Below are 15,106 nucleotides of genomic sequence, written 5' to 3' on the forward strand. Positions count from 1 at the left end.
GATATCGGAAAGGGGTTCGCATCCGCGGGCCCCTTTTTCGTTTGGCGGCAAACCCTACCAATAGGCGGCCATGAGTTCGGCGACCCAATCAGGCTGTGTCACCGGGCCCCGTGGCAGAAATTCGCGCATCACCGGTTTGATGTCGATGACCGGCGTACCGTCGATCGCGTCCAGTCCCTCAACCGTGAGGCTTGTGCCATCGACCGCCTCGATACGGCAGATCGTAATGCCCAGGCGGTTGGGCCGGTTCTTGCCACGCTGGGCGAAAATGCCGGTGAGGGGCCAGTCATCGCGGCCACGCGGATGACGGGCCCCTGTTTCGATCCGGTCCGATGGAACCCGGTCGAACAGGAACAGAATCTCCGCATGGCTGAACGCCTCGAGTCCGGCCAGTGCTCCGGGACCGAAGCGGGATCGGTCCAGTTCGATCACCGAGCGGCTGGCACCCCAGTTGTCGTCAATGGGATCGCTTCGGCCGCCATGCACATGGCCGATCGCTTCGATCGCGTAGGTCATGACTGTGTCTCCCTGGTGCTCGATTGCAACTTCGGCATCGACAGCTTTGCGATGACCGCATCGCTTTCGCCCAATTCGGCGAAGCCCGTTTCCAGCAGGCCCATGGTCACGTGGAAGATCGTCTGCGCATCGCGGCCTGCCGAGGGCAGGTCGAAGCCGATCACGGCGTCGGTCACGACGGTCACCGCAAAGCCCAGATCGCTCGTCGAGCGCCCCGTCGAGTTGACGCAGAACCCCGCCACCGCGTCGACGACGACCAGATGCGTGATGCCTCGTTCCCGCAAATGACCCTCCAGACTGGTGCAGGGAAAGGCTGAGGAGGTAGTCTTCACCAATATGGTCTCGCCCGGATGGTCGCGGGCGCAGGGCATGGGGGATATCCCGGCACATCCGGCTGCAGGGGCGAGGTGGGATCGGTTCGGCATGGCGGATATGGATCACGGGGCGCTCCGCCTTACGAAATGCCATGGCGAGCGTTTCGATGGCGGCGGGCGCGCCGGACTTGACACGGGGGCGCCCGTCCTCGATCCGGTGCTGCATCATCATCTGCATATCGATGATCAATGACGCTGCGTCGCCTGGCACGGCTTGTCCTTTCCTGGCAGGAGTGGTCTTGGCAGGCTCGGCCGGGCGCTGCCAGCCCCGATGGGCATCGCCATATTGCGGCGCACCGCATTCCGCTTGCGTAATATCCGGTTTTGGCCGCATCGATGGCGTCTGTCATGACCCGAGCCCATAGCCATCGTCTACGCATCGTCGTCGCCACGCTGGTCCTGTTCGGGCTCAGTCTCGCGGTCTTCGCGCCGGGCTTTGTCCAATATGACAGCGTCGGCCAATATGCGCAGGCGCTGACCGGACATTATGACGACTGGCATCCGCCGATCATGGCGCGGCTCTGGTCGGTGTTCGGGCATCGCGGGGCGTGGCCGATGCTGGCACTGCAACTGGGTGGCTGGTGGCTGGGCCTGGGCGGGATCGCGGCGGCGATCGTGGATCGGCGGCCGCGCGCGGCGCTGCTCATATTGGCGATCGGACTGGTCCCGCCCTGGCTCGGCTGGCAGGCGACGGTGGTCAAGGACGCGCAGATGGCCGCGGCGATGGTCGCGGCCACCGGGCTGATCGCCTGGTGGCGATTGCGCGGGCGGGCGGTGCCGCGTGGCGGCTGGGCGGGGGCGGCGCTGCTGCTGGTCTATGCCGCGCTGGTCCGGGTCAATGCTGTCTTCGCCATCGCGCCGCTGGTTGCCCTGCTGGTGACGCCGCGCTGGCCGCCGCGGATCGGGATCACCGTCGCGCTGACCCTGGTGACGCTGGGCGCAGCACCGACGATCAATCACCGGCTGCTCGCCGCATCGCCCAGCGGCGTCGCGCGGTCGCAGGCGTTGTACGATCTGTCGGCGATCGCGTCTCGGGCGCCCGAGGACCCGACGCTCGGGCTGACCGCGGCGGAGGTTGCGACGATCCGCGCGAAGCATTGCGTGAAGCCCTTTTTCTGGGATCCGCTGGGCGAGCCGTCGCGGTGCGGCGAAGCGTTGCATCGGTTCGAGGTGATGCCGCCGGGCAATATCTATGCGATGCTGGTGCCCGCCATCCTGCATCATCCGCTGGTCTATGCCGCGCATCGGCAGGCCCATGTGAATTCGAGCTGGCGGTTCTGGGTACCCGCCCATTGGCTGAACGCCAGTCCGCCGCAAGGGTCAGAGCCCAACACGCTCGGCCTCGGCCAGCCGGGGCGCGTCGCGCTGGCGTGGCAGCGCATGGCCGGCGACTGGGGCGACTGGCCGATCATGTGGCCGATCGCCTGGATCATCGTCGCGCTCGCGGGCGCGGCGGCGACGCGCGGGCAGGGGATGGCGGGCGCGCTGTTCGTCTCGGCGCTGGGGTTGGAGGCGAGCTTTCTGGTGATCAGCGTGGCGTCGGACTTCCGTTATCATCTCTGGCCGGTCGTCGCCTGCGCGCTGGGTACGGTCCTGATGCCGCCATGGCGGGGCGGGCGGCGGATCGGATGGCCGATGGCGGTGGCGCTGTCGATCGTCATCGCGCTAGGGGCGACGGCGCGGCTGACCCTTCCCTTGCCGCCGCAAAGCTATCACGCGATGCTGGAATGAACCGGAGCGCGGCATTGCCTTGGACATCGCTCCGGCTGGACGCGGGCGCCGACCTTCAGCATGGGCGGTCGCCATGAAAAAGGGCCCGGCCTTGCGACCGAGCCCTTTTGAGACCTTTTCAGGACGATATCACGCCGCGACGTCGTATGGCTTGATCTCGCCGGCCAGATACAGGTTGCGCGCCTTGGCTCGGCTCAGCTTGCCGGAACTGGTGCGGGGCAGGGTGCGCGGCGGGATCAGTTCGATCACGCAGTTCATCCCCGTCACCGCGCGCACCCGCTCGCGGATTTCGTCGCGCAGGCGCAGACGCTCCTCATCGTCCGAGCTGCGGCACTGGACCAGCACGGCGGGGGTTTCCTCGCCGCCCGGCGTGGTGATGGCGAAGGCGGCGATGTCGCCCGCCTTGAAGCCCGGCAGTTGCTCGACCGCCCATTCGATGTCCTGTGGCCAGTGGTTGCGGCCGTTGACGATGATCATGTCCTTGGCGCGGCCGACGATGTAGATATAGCCCTTGGACATATAACCCATGTCGCCGGTGTCGAGCCAGCCATCGACCAGACAGGCGTCGGTCGCCTCCTGATCGCGGAAATAGCCGACCATGATCGACGGTCCCTTGCACCATACCTTGCCGATCGCGCCGTCGGGCAGGGGGGTGCCGTCCTCCTCGCGGATTTCGATCACCATGTCGCGCGCGGGGCGGCCGCAATTGACGATGGCGCGGAAACGCTGCGGCCGGTCGGTGCCGCGCGCCCCGCCCGACAGCTGGGTTTCCTCGACCAGCTCGACGCGGATGCCCTCGCCCGGCGGCATGATCGACACGGCCAGCGTCGCCTCGGCCAGGCCATAAGAGGGCAGGAAGGCGGTGGCCGGGAAGCCCGCATCGGCAAAGGCGTCGACGAAGGACTGCATCACGTCGGGGCGGATCATGTCCGCGCCATTGCCCGCGATCCGCCAGCGCGACAGGTCGAACCGGTCCGACGCCTTGGTCTGTGACGAGATGCGGCGCGCGCAGATGTCATAGCCGAAGGTCGGCGAATAGCTGACCGAGGTGCCCGGATTGCGGCTGATCATGTCGAGCCACGCGAGCGGGCGGCGCGCGAAATCCTCGGTCTTCAGATAGTCGGTCGACACCTGGTTGGCGACCGGCGACAGGAAGCAGCCGACCAGCCCCATGTCGTGATACCAGGGCAGCCACGAGACGCAGCGGTCGCTCTCCTGGATCTTCATGCCGTGGCTGTGCGCGGCCAGATTGTTGAGCAGGGCATGGTGCGTGATCGCCACGCCATGCGGGAAGCGCGTCGAGCCGCTGGAATATTGCAGATAGGCGATCGCCTCGGGATCGGCCTTGGGCAGTTCGGCCTCGGGCGCCTCACGCTCGGCGAAACGGTTCCAGTCGATCCCCTCGACCCCGGCCAGCGTGGCGGCCTCTCCCGCCATCTGCGCCAGTTCGGGCGGAAAGATCAGCATCTTGGGATCGCAACTCGCCAGCTGGACGCGAAGCTGTTCGATATAGGACTCGCGGCCGCCGAACGAGGTGGGCAGCGGCAGCGGCACCGGCCAGGCACCTGCATAGACCACACCGAAGAACAGCGCGGCGAACTCCGGCCCCGTTTCGGCGACCAGCGCGATCCGGTCTTCGGGCCGAACGCCGCTGGCGATCAGGCGGCGGGCGCAGGTCAGCGCGTCGGCGCGCAGTTCGGCGAAAGGATAGGGGCGGGCGAGCGCGCCCCGCGCATCGTGGAAGTTCAGTCCGCGCGCGCCGGAGGCGGCATAGTCCAGCGCCTCGCCCAGCGTGTCGAAATCGGCGAAGCGGCGGGGCAGCGCATCTCCGGTCGGCGTCGCGATGATCCCGCGCGCGTCGTCCTGATGGTGCTCGATCGTCATGGCCTTGCCTTCAATCCTTATGCTCTTGCGTCGCCGCGCCTTGCCCCGCGGGGACGATCGTGATTCCTGCCCCCGGTATGATGGCGGCTTCCCACGTTCTCATTCCGGTGTCACTGTGGCACAAACAAGGCGTGAATGCCGATCGCCGCCCACCGAAGCCGCTTGATCCCGCCTTGCTGGAGCAACTGGCGCTACGCTATGTCGAGCGCTTCGCGACGACGCAGGGGAAATTGACCGACTATCTGACCCGGAAGCTGCGCGAAAGGGGATGGGCGGGGGAACGCCCGGCGGATGCGGCGGGGCTGGCCGCGCGGATGGCCGAACGGGGCTATGTCGACGATCGCGCTTATGCCGAGGCGAAGGCGGCGTCGCTGGCCCGGCGTGGGCTGGGCGCGCGGCGGGTGCAGCAGGCGCTCCATGCCGCGCGGGTCGGCGCGGAGGATAGCGAGGCGTTGGCCGGTCAGGTGGCGGAGAATGCGCGAGACGCCGCATTGGCCTTTGCCCGGCGGCGGCGAATCGGACCGTTCGGCGATGGCGCGGCCGACCGCGCGGTGCGGGAGAAGCAATTCGCTGCGATGATGCGCGCCGGACATGCCCCCGGACTCGCGCGCCGTATCGTAGCGGCGGGGCCGGGCGAACTATTCGAAGAGGAATTCTAGACCAAGGTCAAGAATTTGGTCCTGGCGTCCCGTTGCGAGCCGGGAAAAAAGCTCTGCGTCTCATTGCGACTGCGAGCAATGATGCTAGCAATGTCATCCAAGGGTGCGATGATGCTGGATGAAACGCCAAATATCGGGGGCTGCGACCATGGCGGGGCGACGGACACCGCCGTGCGTCTGGCTGGCGTCATCAAATGGTTCGACATGACGCGGGGCTTTGGCTTCGCGGTGTCGGACGATGCCCGTTTCGGCGATGTGCTGGTCCATTTCACGGTGTTGCAGCCGCATAACCGGCGAAGCCTGCCCGAGGGGGCGCGGGTGGAGATGGTCGCGATCGAACGCGGCCGTGGCTATCAGGCCCGCGAAATCCTGACCATCGACCTGACCCATGCCGTCCCCGAACCGCCCAAGCGCCCGCGCGCGCTCGACCGGATCGATCCCACCGCGCTGGAGGATCAGGCGGGCGAACCGGAAGGCGTAGAGGTCAAATGGTTCAACCGGCTCAAAGGCTATGGCTTTTTGCTGCGCGATCGCGACGGGGCGGACATCTTCGTGCATATGGAGACGCTGCGGCGCGGCGGCATCCTGTCGGTCGAGCCGGGCCAGCCGCTGGCGGCGCGCATCGTCGAGGGGCCGAAAGGGCCGCTGGCCGTGGTGGTGACCGAGCGCGGCGCGTCGGCATGACGCGACGTCTCGCGCTGGTGCTGGCGCTGGCGCTGGCGGGGGCCGCGCTCACCGCGTTGCCCGCCTGTTCGGGCAAGGACGCGACCGCACCGACCGAGGACAGGAAGGCGGCGACGATTCCCGTGACCATCGTCACCGCGCAAGGCCGGCACGTCTTCCGGGTCGAGCACGCCCGGACCGAAGCGGAACAGGCGCAGGGGCTGATGTATCGCACCGACCTGAAGCCCGATGGCGGCATGGTGTTCGCCCCCTATCCCCCTGATGGCACGGCGCCGCGCCCGGCCAGCTTCTGGATGAAGAACACGCCGACATCGCTCGACATCCTCTTCATCCGCGCCGATGGAACGATCGCTCGGATCGCGGACAACAGCGTACCCTTCTCCGAAGCGCGGATTCCGTCGGGCGAGCCGGTGGCGGCGGTGCTGGAACTGGTCGGCGGGCGCGCGGCGGACTTAGGCATTTCCGAGGGCGACAGGGTTTCCTGGCCGCGCTGATCGCAGCGCGGAACGCGGTCATCCTGTCGATGGCAGTTGATGGGCGGCGAGAGCCGGGCTACATGGCGGCGCATGGGCATCAACCTCAATCCCTTCACCTGGTGGAACGGCGCCACCATCGGCACCTGGTTCGGTCTGCGCGGCAAGGCGCAGGTGGGCGAGGATGCCCATGGCAATGTCTATTATGAGGGCGGTCGCGATACCGCCGGACGCCCGCGGCGCTGGGTGATCTACAAGGGCGCCAACGACGCCAGCCGCGTTCCGGCGGAATGGTTCAGCTGGCTGCATCATCAGGTCGAGGATGTGCCCGACCGCTCGCTGCCGCTGCGTCGTGCGTGGCAAAAGCCCGCCATTCCCAACATGACCGGCACGCCGCTGGCCTATCGTCCGTCCGGCGCGCTGGAAAAGGGCGGTCGGCGCGCGGCGGCGACGGGGGATTACGAAGCCTGGACGCCCGAGGGGTGAAGACGTCTCGCTGGCTGGCCGGCGCTGCGCTGGCGGCCGCGCTGGGGATCGGCGGCTGGTTCGGCTATCACGCGCTGGTCGGCAAGGGCGCGTCGGATACGGGCGAATCGGCGGTCAGCCAGATCCTGCCCGATCGCTCCGCCGGCGGATCGGGTATCGAGTCGGTGGATGCGGGCCAGGGGGCGCTGCCAACCGGCGGCACGCCGATGGCGGAGCGGGTCGCGGTCGTCGGCCTCTTGAACAAGCGCAACGGCGTCTCGCGCGACCTGACACTCAAGCCGGGACAGGCGGTGCGTGTCGGCGATGTCGTCGTCCGGCTGCGCGCCTGCGAAAAGACGGCCTCCTGGGAGCCGGAGCAACTGACCGGCGCCTTTGTGCAGCTCGACGTGCGCGGCGCGGATCAGCGTTGGCAGCGCGTCTTTTCAGGCTGGCTCTACAAGGAGCGTCCCGCGCTCAACGTGGTGCAGCATCCGGTCTATGACGTCTGGGCCAAGAGCTGCACGATGTCCTGGCCCGAAACCGGCCCGCAGACCGTGCCCGCGCCGGCAGGGGCGGCGCCCAGGCGGTCCAGCGCGCCGAAATCGCCTGCGGCCGAGGCTCCCGATGCGGAGGCGCCCGGCGCGACAACGCCCGCCAATGCATCGGACAGCCGCGCGACATAATCGTCGCGGTTGATCTCGACCGCGCCCATCGTCGCCAGATGCGGTGTCTGGAACTGGCAGTCGAGCAGGCTATAGCCCCCGGCGCGCAGCCGCGCGACCAGCCAGACCAGTGCGACCTTCGAAGCATCGGTCCGGCGGCTGACCATCGACTCGCCGAAAAAGGCGCGGCCGAGGCTGAGTCCATAGAGCCCGCCGACCAGCTCGTCGCCGTCCCAGCATTCGATCGAATGGGCAAAGCCCATGTCGAACAGGTCGATAAAGACGCGTTCGATCGCATAGTTGATCCAGGTCTCGGGCCGGTCGGGCGCGTTTTCGGCGCATAGGCGGATGATGGCTTCGAAGGCGGTGTCGGCCGTGACGCGGAACCGGTCCGCCGCCACCGTCTTGCGCAGCGAGCGCGACAGGTGGAACCCGTCGAGCGGCAACACCGCGCGCTTGCGCGGCTCCACCCAATAGACATGGGCGGTATCGCGCGTGTCCGCCATGGGGAAGACGCCAACCGCATAGGCCCCCAGCACGAGATGAGGGGTCAGGCGCTCCATGCCGGACAATTATTGACCGGCCGCCAGGCGGTGTTCGATCGCCCGCCAGAGGGCGGCATAGCTTTGCGCGGCGGCGCTTTTGGGGGCAAAGGCGCCGATCGGCGCGCGATGCTCGCCCATCGCCTCGACCACGCTGGCCATCGGGATGACGGGCCAGTCGGGATGGGCGGCGACCGCCTCGGCATGAAGGCGGCGGCGGCGATCGACCATCACATGGACCGGCATGATCGGCACGCGGCCGCGCACATGCCCGTCCACCACCTCCAGCGCGCGGGTCGACAGCGCGGAGGGGACGACCGGCACGACGATCAGGTCGACCGCGCGCAGCACCTGTTCGGTGGTCTCGGTCAGGCCCGGCGGACAGTCGAGCAGCACCCGGTCATAGCCGTCCAGCCCCTCGACCAGCTTGCCCAGCCGCTTCTTCTTGTCGAGTTCGTGGAACAACAGGTCCAGTCCACGCAGCGATTCGTCCGCGCCGATCATCGACAGTTGGGGAATATCGGTCCGGCGCACCAGCCGATCGACCGCGATGTCGCGCGAAAAGATCGCCTGCGCCTGGTCGCCGGCGGCCGGACCGCCGAGCAGCCAGGTCGAGGCCGCCTGCGGGTCGAGATCCCATAACAACGTCCGCCGGGCGCAAAGACTTGCGGCGCACCAGGCGAGGTTGACCGTCATGCTGGTCTTCCCCACGCCCCCCTTCAGGCTGTAAATCGCGATCGCGGCCACCGGCTTTTTCCGACCTCCCGATATTGCGCCCATGAAAAAGGCCAGCGGAGATATCCCCGCCGGCCGGTTTTCGATCAAGTCCCTATCGTCCATCCGCTGGACGATCGGTGGAACAGGGTCTTAGACGTGGCAGGTCTGCGCCGCCTTGTTCGGGGTGGTCAGGGTGATGTTCTTCTCGTCACCCGTCATGCGCCAGCCACCCTCGGCGGTCAGCGGCTCACCGGCGGCGGGCGCGGTCAGCTTCACGGGAGTATCGCTCTGCTTCAGGCGGACATGGACCTGCTTGTCGCCTTTGAAGAAGGTGACATAGGCCAGGCTCTGGTCCTTGCAGCGGAAGGTCTTCTCGCTCTTGATCGCGGGCGGCAGCTCGACCGGCGTACGGTTTGCGAGAACGTTGGCCATGGGATCCGGGTTGGTATCGACCACCTCGGGCTGGCTGGGCTTGGAATTGCACGCTGCCAGCGCGAGCAGCGGTGCGGCGACGATGAGGGGGAGGAGGCTCTTCATAGCGAGGCGCTGCTTCGCAAATGCGGCAAGTGCGCGTCAAGCGGGCAGATGCGCCCACCGCACCGGAAAATGCGAACGCTATCGCGCCCAGCCTGGACTTTGCCGGTCCCAAGCAAGGCTTTGCTTGCCGTCGGCCAAGGCAAGGGCCATCTAGCGGCCCATGGACGTGACCTCCGATACGCTGGCCCTGATCGGCAATACCCCGCTCGTTCGCCTGAAGGGGCCGAGCGAAGCGGCTGCTTGTGACATTTACGGGAAGTGCGAATTCGCCAATCCGGGCGCGAGCGTGAAGGATCGCGCCGCGCTGTTCATCGTCGAGGATGCCGAGGCGCGCGGGGCGTTGTGCCCCGGCGGCACGATTGTCGAGGGGACGGCGGGCAATACGGGTATCGGCCTGGCGCTGGTCGCCAATGCCAAGGGCTATCGCACGATCATCGTGATGCCCGAGACGCAGAGCCGCGAGAAGATGGATACGCTGCGCGCGCTGGGGGCCGAACTGGTGCTGGTGCCCGCCGCGCCCTATTCCAGCCCCTGCCATTTCGTCCACACCTCGCGCCGGATCGCCGAGGAAACGGACAATGCGATCTGGGCCAACCAGTTCGACAATATCGCCAATCGCCGTGCGCATATTGTCGGCACCGCCGAGGAGATCTGGAACCAGATGGGTGGCCGGATCGACGGCTTCACCTGCGCGGCGGGCACCGGCGGCACCTTTGCGGGCGTCGGCATGGGGTTGAAGGCGCATGACGAGTCGATCACGATCGCGCTCAGCGATCCGCACGGCGCGGCCCTCTATAATTATTATGCGCATGGCGAGTTGAAGGCCGAGGGCAGCTCGGTCGCCGAGGGGATCGGCCAGGGGCGGATCACCGCCAATCTGGACGGCGCGCCGATCGACGACCAGTTTCGCATTTCTGACGCGGAAGGTTGGTACTGGGTGCAGCGCCTGTTGTCGGAGGAGGGGCTGTGCCTGGGCCTGTCCTCGGGGATCAACGTCGCCGGGGCGGTGGCGCTGGCGCGGTCGCTGGGGTCCGGCAAGCGGATCGCGACCATCTTGTGCGACACGGGGTTTCGCTACCTTTCGACGTTGCACAATCCGGCGTGGCGGGCGGAAAAGGGGCTGTAGGCGCCGGAAAGCCGCGCCGACAGTCGACATGGACACGGACGCGCGGTAGTTATCTTGAATTCCATGAAATCAACCGACCATCATCATATCATGCAGCGCGTGAAAGTCGGGATGATCGGCCTGGCCGCCGTCATCCTGCTGATCGCGATCGCCAGCACCATTCTGGGCTCGCTCAACCGCGGCGATCCCCCGGCAGCGACGGGCGCGACGGCGCAGGCCAACAGCGCCGCCGACATCGCCGCGACCAACGCCACGGCGCCTGCCACGAGTGAACCGCTCGCCGAACTCGGCGTCGCCCCCGCCACGGTCAACACGCAGGCGGCGGAGCCTTCCGGGCAATAGCCGAAGGCAGCCGGGCGGGTTTTGTCCGCCCGCGCGGTGCCCTGTTCGTCCGTCGGAAGCCGACAGTCGGTCAGGATGTAGGGCGTGCTGCCACGCCGTGCAGCACCGTCCTCCATTCAGCGTCCCCGCACGGATGACGCCACGCGTCGTGAAGTCGCTTCGGATTCGTAACGATTTGACCGTCTTGCAAGGCCTTGCGGCCCATTCCTGACATTTTTTCGGTGCCCGGCTGCGAGGGTAGAAAACGCGGGGAAATCCGGGGAAACGGAGCCTTAGCGCCGGATTCCAGCATCTTAACCATGATCGGCAAGCGGGGCCTTCCCGTGTTCATCCCGGTCATTCATCGCATAAACCGCAGTTTAGGCGCGATTTCCCCGATTATCCCCAAAAATCCCGTTGCCTCCCGGTTCTGCGATAGGTAAACATTGTCCCAACAGAGGGGCAGGCTCACCGTTGTCGAAAGATGGTCGGGTCGCGGCGATGGTCGTGGCTCGAATCGGTGAGGTCGTGCGCGCCATGTGCGAGGTTGGCGTGTCTGAACGGGGATTGTATCAGGGAAGTGGCATTGGCCTTGTCGACGACAAGGGTCGCGTTGCCATCCCTAACGCCCTTCGCTCCACCCTGGCCCAGAACGCGCCGCGCCCCGACGGGAAGGATGGCGGCACCATCATCATCGCCGTCCATGAAACCGAACGGTGTTTGATCGCCTATGACCCGGGTTATGTCGCGGTGCTGAAAAAGGAACTCGACGCGCGGACCGAAATGTCGCGCGGGCCCGATGGGCGGATCGACTATAACATCAAGCGCGATCTGGCGAATGGCGAAGCCGTGCCCTTTGACGGGTCCGGCCGTTTCATCATGCCGGGCTTTCCCCGTTTCCACGCCGGCATCACCGCCCATGCCTTTTTCTGGGGCACCTTCGATTATATCGAAATCTGGGACCCCAGGACGCTGGTCGAGACGCCGGGCCTGCCGCCAAAGATGGTGTCGGCCGCGCGCTATCACTGCCAGGAAAAGGGGATCGCCCTGTGAGCGCCCCCGTGAGCAGCCCCGTGAACGCGCCGCATGTCCCCGTGCTGCTCGACGAGGTCCTCGACGCGCTGGCCATTCAGCCGCACGAGACGCATGTCGACGGCACCTTCGGGGCGGGCGGCTATACCCGCGCGATGCTGGCGCGCGGGGCGAAGGTCATCGCCTTCGACCGCGATCCCGATGCGATTGCGAACGGCCAGGCGCTGGCCGCGGCCGAACCGGGTCTGACGCTGGTCCACCGCGAATTTTCCGGGCTTGACCAGGCGCTGGCCGCGCCGGTCGACGGCGTGGTCCTCGACATCGGCGTGTCGTCGATGCAACTCGATCAGGCCGAGCGCGGCTTTTCCTTCCAGGGCGATGGTCCGCTCGACATGCGTATGGCGCAGGAGGGGATGTCGGCCGCCGATTTCGTCAACACGGCGGACGAGGCGGCGATCGCCGATGTGCTGTACCATTATGGCGAGGAGCCGCGTTCGCGCCGGGTGGCGCAGGCGATCGTCGCCGCGCGCCCGCTGACCCGTACCGGCGAACTGGCCGCGGTGGTGCGCCGCGCGCTCGGCTATCGCCCGCACGACAAGAAGGATCCCGCGACGCGGACCTTCCAGGCGATCCGCATCCATGTGAACCGCGAGCTGGACGAGCTGGCCCAGGGGCTGGCGGCGGCCGAGCGGGCGCTGAAGCCGGGTGGGCGGCTGGTCGTCGTGACCTTCCACAGCCTGGAGGATCGCATGGTCAAGCGTTTCTTCCGCGAACGGGCCGGGCAGATGCCGGGCGGTTCGCGGCACCTGCCGGAACAGGTCGCCGCGCGCGCGCCCAGCTTTGCCGGGGTCGGCAAGGCGGTGCGGGCAGGCGAGGCCGAGCTGGCCCGCAATCCGCGCGCGCGCTCGGCGACGCTGCGTTTTGCGACGCGCACGGAATCCCCCGCCTGGTCGGCGGGGCAAGGGGGAACGCCGGGGGGCGAGTTGTCTCAGGAGTTGGGCGTATGACGGCGGCGTATCGGTTGAAGGGGATCGGGTGGTTCGGGAGCTGCGTCGCGGTCGTCCTGGGCTTCTATCTGGTTTCGCTCCAGGTCGCGGCGGAGCGCAAGAAGCTCGACGACGTCAACATGCGTATCCGCACGGCCGAGCGCGATATCCGCGCGCTGGAGACCGAGTTCGACACGCGCGCCAATCTGGCCCAGCTCGAAAAATGGAATGGCGACACGCTGGCCTTGACAGCGCCGATCGCGGGCCAGTTCGTGGGCAATGAGGCGCAGCTCGCCTCGCTCGACGTGACGCGCGGCCCCGCCGCCGGGTCCGTGCAGACCGCCGCGTTGCTGGTGCCCGCCCAGCCCGAGCCGGTGGAACCCCAGCCGGTCGAGGCGCGGCCCGCCCCCGCCGTGCAGACGGTCGCGCCCGCTCCCGTCGTCCGGCTGGCCAAGGTCGACCTGCCCCGGCCGCAGCTCGTCAAGGCGGTGTCCGAGCGTGTCGTCACCACAAAGGCCCCCCGGCCAGAGCCGATCGCCACGGTGCGCACGGCGGCCGCCGTCGCCCGCGTCCGGCCGCAGGCGGTGGCGATGCTCGACCGCAAGCTGCTGTCCGACACCACGCTGGGCGACATTCTGAAGGGGGCCAAGACCGAATCGCGGCGGCAGCGTTGAGCGTCCTGGTCGCGCGTCCCGCCACCGGCCAGCGCACCGCTGGCCAGCGCCATGCCCTGGTCGCGACGACGCATATGCGGCTGATGATGCTGATGATGCTGTTCGGCGCGGCCATTCTGGTCGTGATCGGGCGGCTGGCGATGCTGGCCATGTTCGCCGGACCCGCCGACGCCGCGCAACGGACCGCGACGCTTGCCGCGCGTGGTGATATCGTCGACCGCAACGGCGCGCCGCTCGCCCGCACGATCGATAGCTGGACGATCGCCGTCCATCCCAAGAAGCTGATCGGCGACCCGATGGAGATCGCGGCGCGCCTCGCCGCGCTGATGCCCGATCGCGGGGATCAGGCGTGGTTTTACAACCAGCTGACCCGCAAGGCCAATTTCGTCTATCTGCAGCGCCGCGCCAGCCCGGCGCTGGTCGAGCAGGTCAATGCGATCGGCGAGCCGGGGCTGGTCTTCGACCATGAGACGCAGCGCCTTTATCCGCAATCGACGCTGGCCGCCCATGCGCTGGGCTTCCTGTCGACCGACGGGCATGGGATGAGCGGGATGGAGCGCGTCCTGGACCAGCGGCTGCTCGATCCGGCGCAGGCCGGCAAGCCGGTCGCGCTGTCGATCGACACGCGCGTACAGGCGGCGATGGAAAGCGAACTCGGCCGCGCGATGAACACGTTCCGCGCCCGTGGGGGCGGCGGCATCGTGCTGGACGTCCATACGGGCGAGGTCATCGCAATGGTGTCGATGCCGACCTTCAACCCCAACCGGGTCGGCATGGCGGGCACCGACGAGCTGCGCAACATCACGACCCAGAGCGTGTTCGAGCTGGGATCGACGTTCAAGCCGATTACCATGGCGACCGCGATCGAGAATGGCGTCGTCACCTCGATGCAACGGCGTTTCGATGCGACGCACCCGCTCAAGGTCGGCAGCTATACGATCCATGACGAGCGCGGCGATCCCAAGCGCTGGCTGAACATGGCCGAGACGCTGATCTATTCCTCCAATATCGCCACCGCGCGCATCGCCGACGAGATCGGGCCGCAGCGGATGCAGGCGATGTTCCACAAGCTGGGCTTCGATACCAAGCCCGATATCGAATTGCGCGAAAAAGGGCGGCCCTTGCTGCCGACCTATTGGGCGCGGACGACGACGATGACGACGGCCTATGGGCACGGCATCGCGGTGACGCCGCTGCATCTGGCCTCGGCCTATGCGACGCTGGTCAATGGCGGTATCTGGCGGCCGGCGACGCTGTTGAAGGTCGCGCCCGGCCATGCGGCCGCGGGGCGGCGGGTGCTGAGCGAAGCGACCAGCTACAAGATGCGGCAGATGTTGCGCCTGATCGTCATGCGCGGCACGGGGCGCAAGGGTGCCGCGCCCGGCTACCGCGTCGGCGGCAAGACGGGGACGGCCGAAGCGGCGGTGGCGGGCGGTTATGACCGGTCGCGCAACGTCGCCACCTTCGCGGCGGCTTTCCCGATGGACCAGCCGCGCTATGTGGTGCTGGCGATGCTCGACTCGCCGCAGGGTACGAAGGAGACGTTCGGGTGGAAGACCGCAGCCTGGAATGCCGCGCCGGTGGTCGGGCGAACGATCTCCCGGGTCGGCGCGATGCTGGGCGTCGTGCCGGACGCGAACAAGGATATCGACGTGTCGGACATCATTCCCACGCTGTGGCAGGATCCCACCGCGTCGCCGCCGGTCGATGGCCGGTGAGGGCG

The 15,106-nt window shown here is 67.5% G+C and carries 18 protein-coding genes and 1 pseudogene; 13 read left to right on the forward strand and 6 right to left on the reverse strand.

Annotation, left to right across the window (positions count from 1 at the left end; translation table 11 throughout):
• Window positions 1–54: 54 nt before the first annotated feature.
• Both RN629_RS04405 and RN629_RS04410 read right to left on the reverse strand, forming a co-directional pair.
• Complete coding sequence (locus RN629_RS04405) at window positions 55–516, reverse strand: SAM-dependent methyltransferase (RefSeq protein ID WP_407034058.1); 462 nt, start codon at window positions 514–516, stop codon at window positions 55–57.
• Window positions 513–887, reverse strand: coding sequence for an isochorismatase family protein (locus RN629_RS04410; RefSeq protein WP_407034059.1), 375 nt, complete (start codon window positions 885–887; stop codon window positions 513–515). The genes RN629_RS04405 and RN629_RS04410 overlap by 4 nt, the downstream gene beginning before the upstream one ends.
• Before the next feature lie 52 nt (window positions 888–939).
• Here RN629_RS04410 and RN629_RS04415 point away from each other — a divergent pair, with 52 nt between their 5' ends.
• Both RN629_RS04415 and RN629_RS04420 read left to right on the forward strand, forming a co-directional pair.
• Entirely contained in the window at window positions 940–1,083 is a 144-nt protein-coding gene (locus RN629_RS04415; RefSeq protein ID WP_407034060.1) for a hypothetical protein, read from the forward strand.
• Window positions 1,084–1,238: 155 nt separating this feature from the next.
• On the forward strand, window positions 1,239–2,621 hold the full coding sequence (locus RN629_RS04420; RefSeq protein WP_407034061.1) for a hypothetical protein: 1,383 nt from the start codon (window positions 1,239–1,241) through the stop codon (window positions 2,619–2,621).
• 129 nt (window positions 2,622–2,750) lie between these two features.
• Here RN629_RS04420 and RN629_RS04425 read toward each other — a convergent pair whose 3' ends face one another.
• The gene (locus RN629_RS04425) at window positions 2,751–4,505 is read right to left on the reverse strand and encodes a fatty acyl-AMP ligase (protein WP_407034062.1); all 1,755 of its coding nucleotides are present in this window, start codon (window positions 4,503–4,505) and stop codon (window positions 2,751–2,753) included.
• Between the two features lie 80 nt (window positions 4,506–4,585).
• On the opposite strand from RN629_RS04425, the gene RN629_RS04430 reads away from it, so the two are divergent.
• The 5 genes and pseudogenes from RN629_RS04430 to RN629_RS04450 all read left to right on the forward strand — a co-directional run.
• Complete coding sequence (locus RN629_RS04430; protein WP_407034063.1) at window positions 4,586–5,164, forward strand: regulatory protein RecX; 579 nt, start codon at window positions 4,586–4,588, stop codon at window positions 5,162–5,164.
• A gap of 90 nt (window positions 5,165–5,254) precedes the next feature.
• Window positions 5,255–5,848, forward strand: a complete 594-nt coding sequence (locus RN629_RS04435) for a cold-shock protein (RefSeq protein WP_407034064.1) — start codon at window positions 5,255–5,257, stop codon at window positions 5,846–5,848.
• A complete protein-coding gene (locus RN629_RS04440) occupies window positions 5,845–6,342 on the forward strand; it encodes a DUF192 domain-containing protein (protein ID WP_407034065.1) in 498 nt (165 codons plus the stop codon). The genes RN629_RS04435 and RN629_RS04440 overlap by 4 nt, the downstream gene beginning before the upstream one ends.
• Before the next feature lie 72 nt (window positions 6,343–6,414).
• Complete coding sequence (locus RN629_RS04445; RefSeq protein ID WP_407034066.1) at window positions 6,415–6,807, forward strand: NADH:ubiquinone oxidoreductase subunit NDUFA12; 393 nt, start codon at window positions 6,415–6,417, stop codon at window positions 6,805–6,807.
• 206 nt (window positions 6,808–7,013) lie between these two features.
• Window positions 7,014–7,247: pseudogene (locus tag RN629_RS04450) on the forward strand (DUF2155 domain-containing protein); the annotation flags it as partial.
• 35 nt (window positions 7,248–7,282) lie between these two features.
• Here the strand turns inward: RN629_RS04450 and aat are convergent.
• The 3 genes from aat to RN629_RS04465 form a co-directional block, all read right to left on the reverse strand.
• Window positions 7,283–8,011: a leucyl/phenylalanyl-tRNA--protein transferase gene (gene aat, locus RN629_RS04455; RefSeq protein ID WP_407034067.1), complete on the reverse strand. Its 729-nt coding sequence runs from the start codon at window positions 8,009–8,011 to the stop codon at window positions 7,283–7,285.
• Window positions 8,012–8,020: 9 nt separating this feature from the next.
• Window positions 8,021–8,737: a ParA family protein gene (locus RN629_RS04460; RefSeq protein WP_407034068.1), complete on the reverse strand. Its 717-nt coding sequence runs from the start codon at window positions 8,735–8,737 to the stop codon at window positions 8,021–8,023.
• 120 nt (window positions 8,738–8,857) lie between these two features.
• The gene (locus tag RN629_RS04465; RefSeq protein ID WP_407034069.1) at window positions 8,858–9,244 is read right to left on the reverse strand and encodes a hypothetical protein; all 387 of its coding nucleotides are present in this window, start codon (window positions 9,242–9,244) and stop codon (window positions 8,858–8,860) included.
• A gap of 160 nt (window positions 9,245–9,404) precedes the next feature.
• Between RN629_RS04465 and RN629_RS04470 the strand changes: the two genes are divergently transcribed.
• From RN629_RS04470 to RN629_RS04495, 6 genes are all read left to right on the forward strand, one after another.
• Window positions 9,405–10,370, forward strand: coding sequence for a cysteine synthase A (locus tag RN629_RS04470; RefSeq protein WP_407034070.1), 966 nt, complete (start codon window positions 9,405–9,407; stop codon window positions 10,368–10,370).
• 90 nt (window positions 10,371–10,460) lie between these two features.
• Window positions 10,461–10,712 (forward strand): hypothetical protein, encoded by a 252-nt coding sequence (locus tag RN629_RS04475; protein WP_407034071.1) that lies wholly within the window; start codon window positions 10,461–10,463, stop codon window positions 10,710–10,712.
• A gap of 516 nt (window positions 10,713–11,228) precedes the next feature.
• Window positions 11,229–11,744, forward strand: a complete 516-nt coding sequence (locus RN629_RS04480; protein ID WP_407034170.1) for a division/cell wall cluster transcriptional repressor MraZ — start codon at window positions 11,229–11,231, stop codon at window positions 11,742–11,744.
• An 8-nt stretch (window positions 11,745–11,752) separates the two neighbouring features.
• On the forward strand, window positions 11,753–12,730 hold the full coding sequence (rsmH, locus tag RN629_RS04485; RefSeq protein WP_407034072.1) for a 16S rRNA (cytosine(1402)-N(4))-methyltransferase RsmH: 978 nt from the start codon (window positions 11,753–11,755) through the stop codon (window positions 12,728–12,730).
• A complete protein-coding gene (locus tag RN629_RS04490; protein ID WP_407034073.1) occupies window positions 12,727–13,383 on the forward strand; it encodes a hypothetical protein in 657 nt (218 codons plus the stop codon). The genes rsmH and RN629_RS04490 overlap by 4 nt, the downstream gene beginning before the upstream one ends.
• A complete protein-coding gene (locus tag RN629_RS04495) occupies window positions 13,380–15,101 on the forward strand; it encodes a peptidoglycan D,D-transpeptidase FtsI family protein (protein ID WP_407034074.1) in 1,722 nt (573 codons plus the stop codon). Before RN629_RS04490 ends, RN629_RS04495 begins: the two co-directional genes overlap by 4 nt.
• The last annotated feature ends 5 nt before the right edge of the window (window positions 15,102–15,106 follow it).

The organism is Facivitalis istanbulensis (assembly GCF_040560405.1).
GTDB lineage: Bacteria > Pseudomonadota > Alphaproteobacteria > Sphingomonadales > Sphingomonadaceae > Sphingomonas > Sphingomonas istanbulensis.

Coding starts and splice junctions, on each gene's coding strand:
- RN629_RS04465 (WP_407034069.1), bottom strand. CDS start 9,244: ATGAAGAGCCTCCTCCCCCTCATCGTCGCCGCACCGCTGCTCGCGCTG.
- RN629_RS04470 (WP_407034070.1), top strand. CDS start 9,405: ATGGACGTGACCTCCGATACGCTGGCCCTGATCGGCAATACCCCGCTC.
- RN629_RS04405 (WP_407034058.1), bottom strand. CDS start 516: ATGACCTACGCGATCGAAGCGATCGGCCATGTGCATGGCGGCCGAAGC.
- RN629_RS04415 (WP_407034060.1), top strand. CDS start 940: ATGGCGGATATGGATCACGGGGCGCTCCGCCTTACGAAATGCCATGGC.
- RN629_RS04475 (WP_407034071.1), top strand. CDS start 10,461: ATGCAGCGCGTGAAAGTCGGGATGATCGGCCTGGCCGCCGTCATCCTG.
- RN629_RS04490 (WP_407034073.1), top strand. CDS start 12,727: ATGACGGCGGCGTATCGGTTGAAGGGGATCGGGTGGTTCGGGAGCTGC.
- RN629_RS04480 (WP_407034170.1), top strand. CDS start 11,229: ATGTGCGAGGTTGGCGTGTCTGAACGGGGATTGTATCAGGGAAGTGGC.
- RN629_RS04445 (WP_407034066.1), top strand. CDS start 6,415: ATGGGCATCAACCTCAATCCCTTCACCTGGTGGAACGGCGCCACCATC.
- aat (WP_407034067.1), bottom strand. CDS start 8,011: ATGGAGCGCCTGACCCCTCATCTCGTGCTGGGGGCCTATGCGGTTGGC.
- RN629_RS04430 (WP_407034063.1), top strand. CDS start 4,586: ATGGCGGCTTCCCACGTTCTCATTCCGGTGTCACTGTGGCACAAACAA.
- RN629_RS04420 (WP_407034061.1), top strand. CDS start 1,239: ATGACCCGAGCCCATAGCCATCGTCTACGCATCGTCGTCGCCACGCTG.
- RN629_RS04425 (WP_407034062.1), bottom strand. CDS start 4,505: ATGACGATCGAGCACCATCAGGACGACGCGCGCGGGATCATCGCGACG.
- RN629_RS04440 (WP_407034065.1), top strand. CDS start 5,845: ATGACGCGACGTCTCGCGCTGGTGCTGGCGCTGGCGCTGGCGGGGGCC.
- RN629_RS04435 (WP_407034064.1), top strand. CDS start 5,255: ATGTCATCCAAGGGTGCGATGATGCTGGATGAAACGCCAAATATCGGG.
- RN629_RS04410 (WP_407034059.1), bottom strand. CDS start 887: ATGCCCTGCGCCCGCGACCATCCGGGCGAGACCATATTGGTGAAGACT.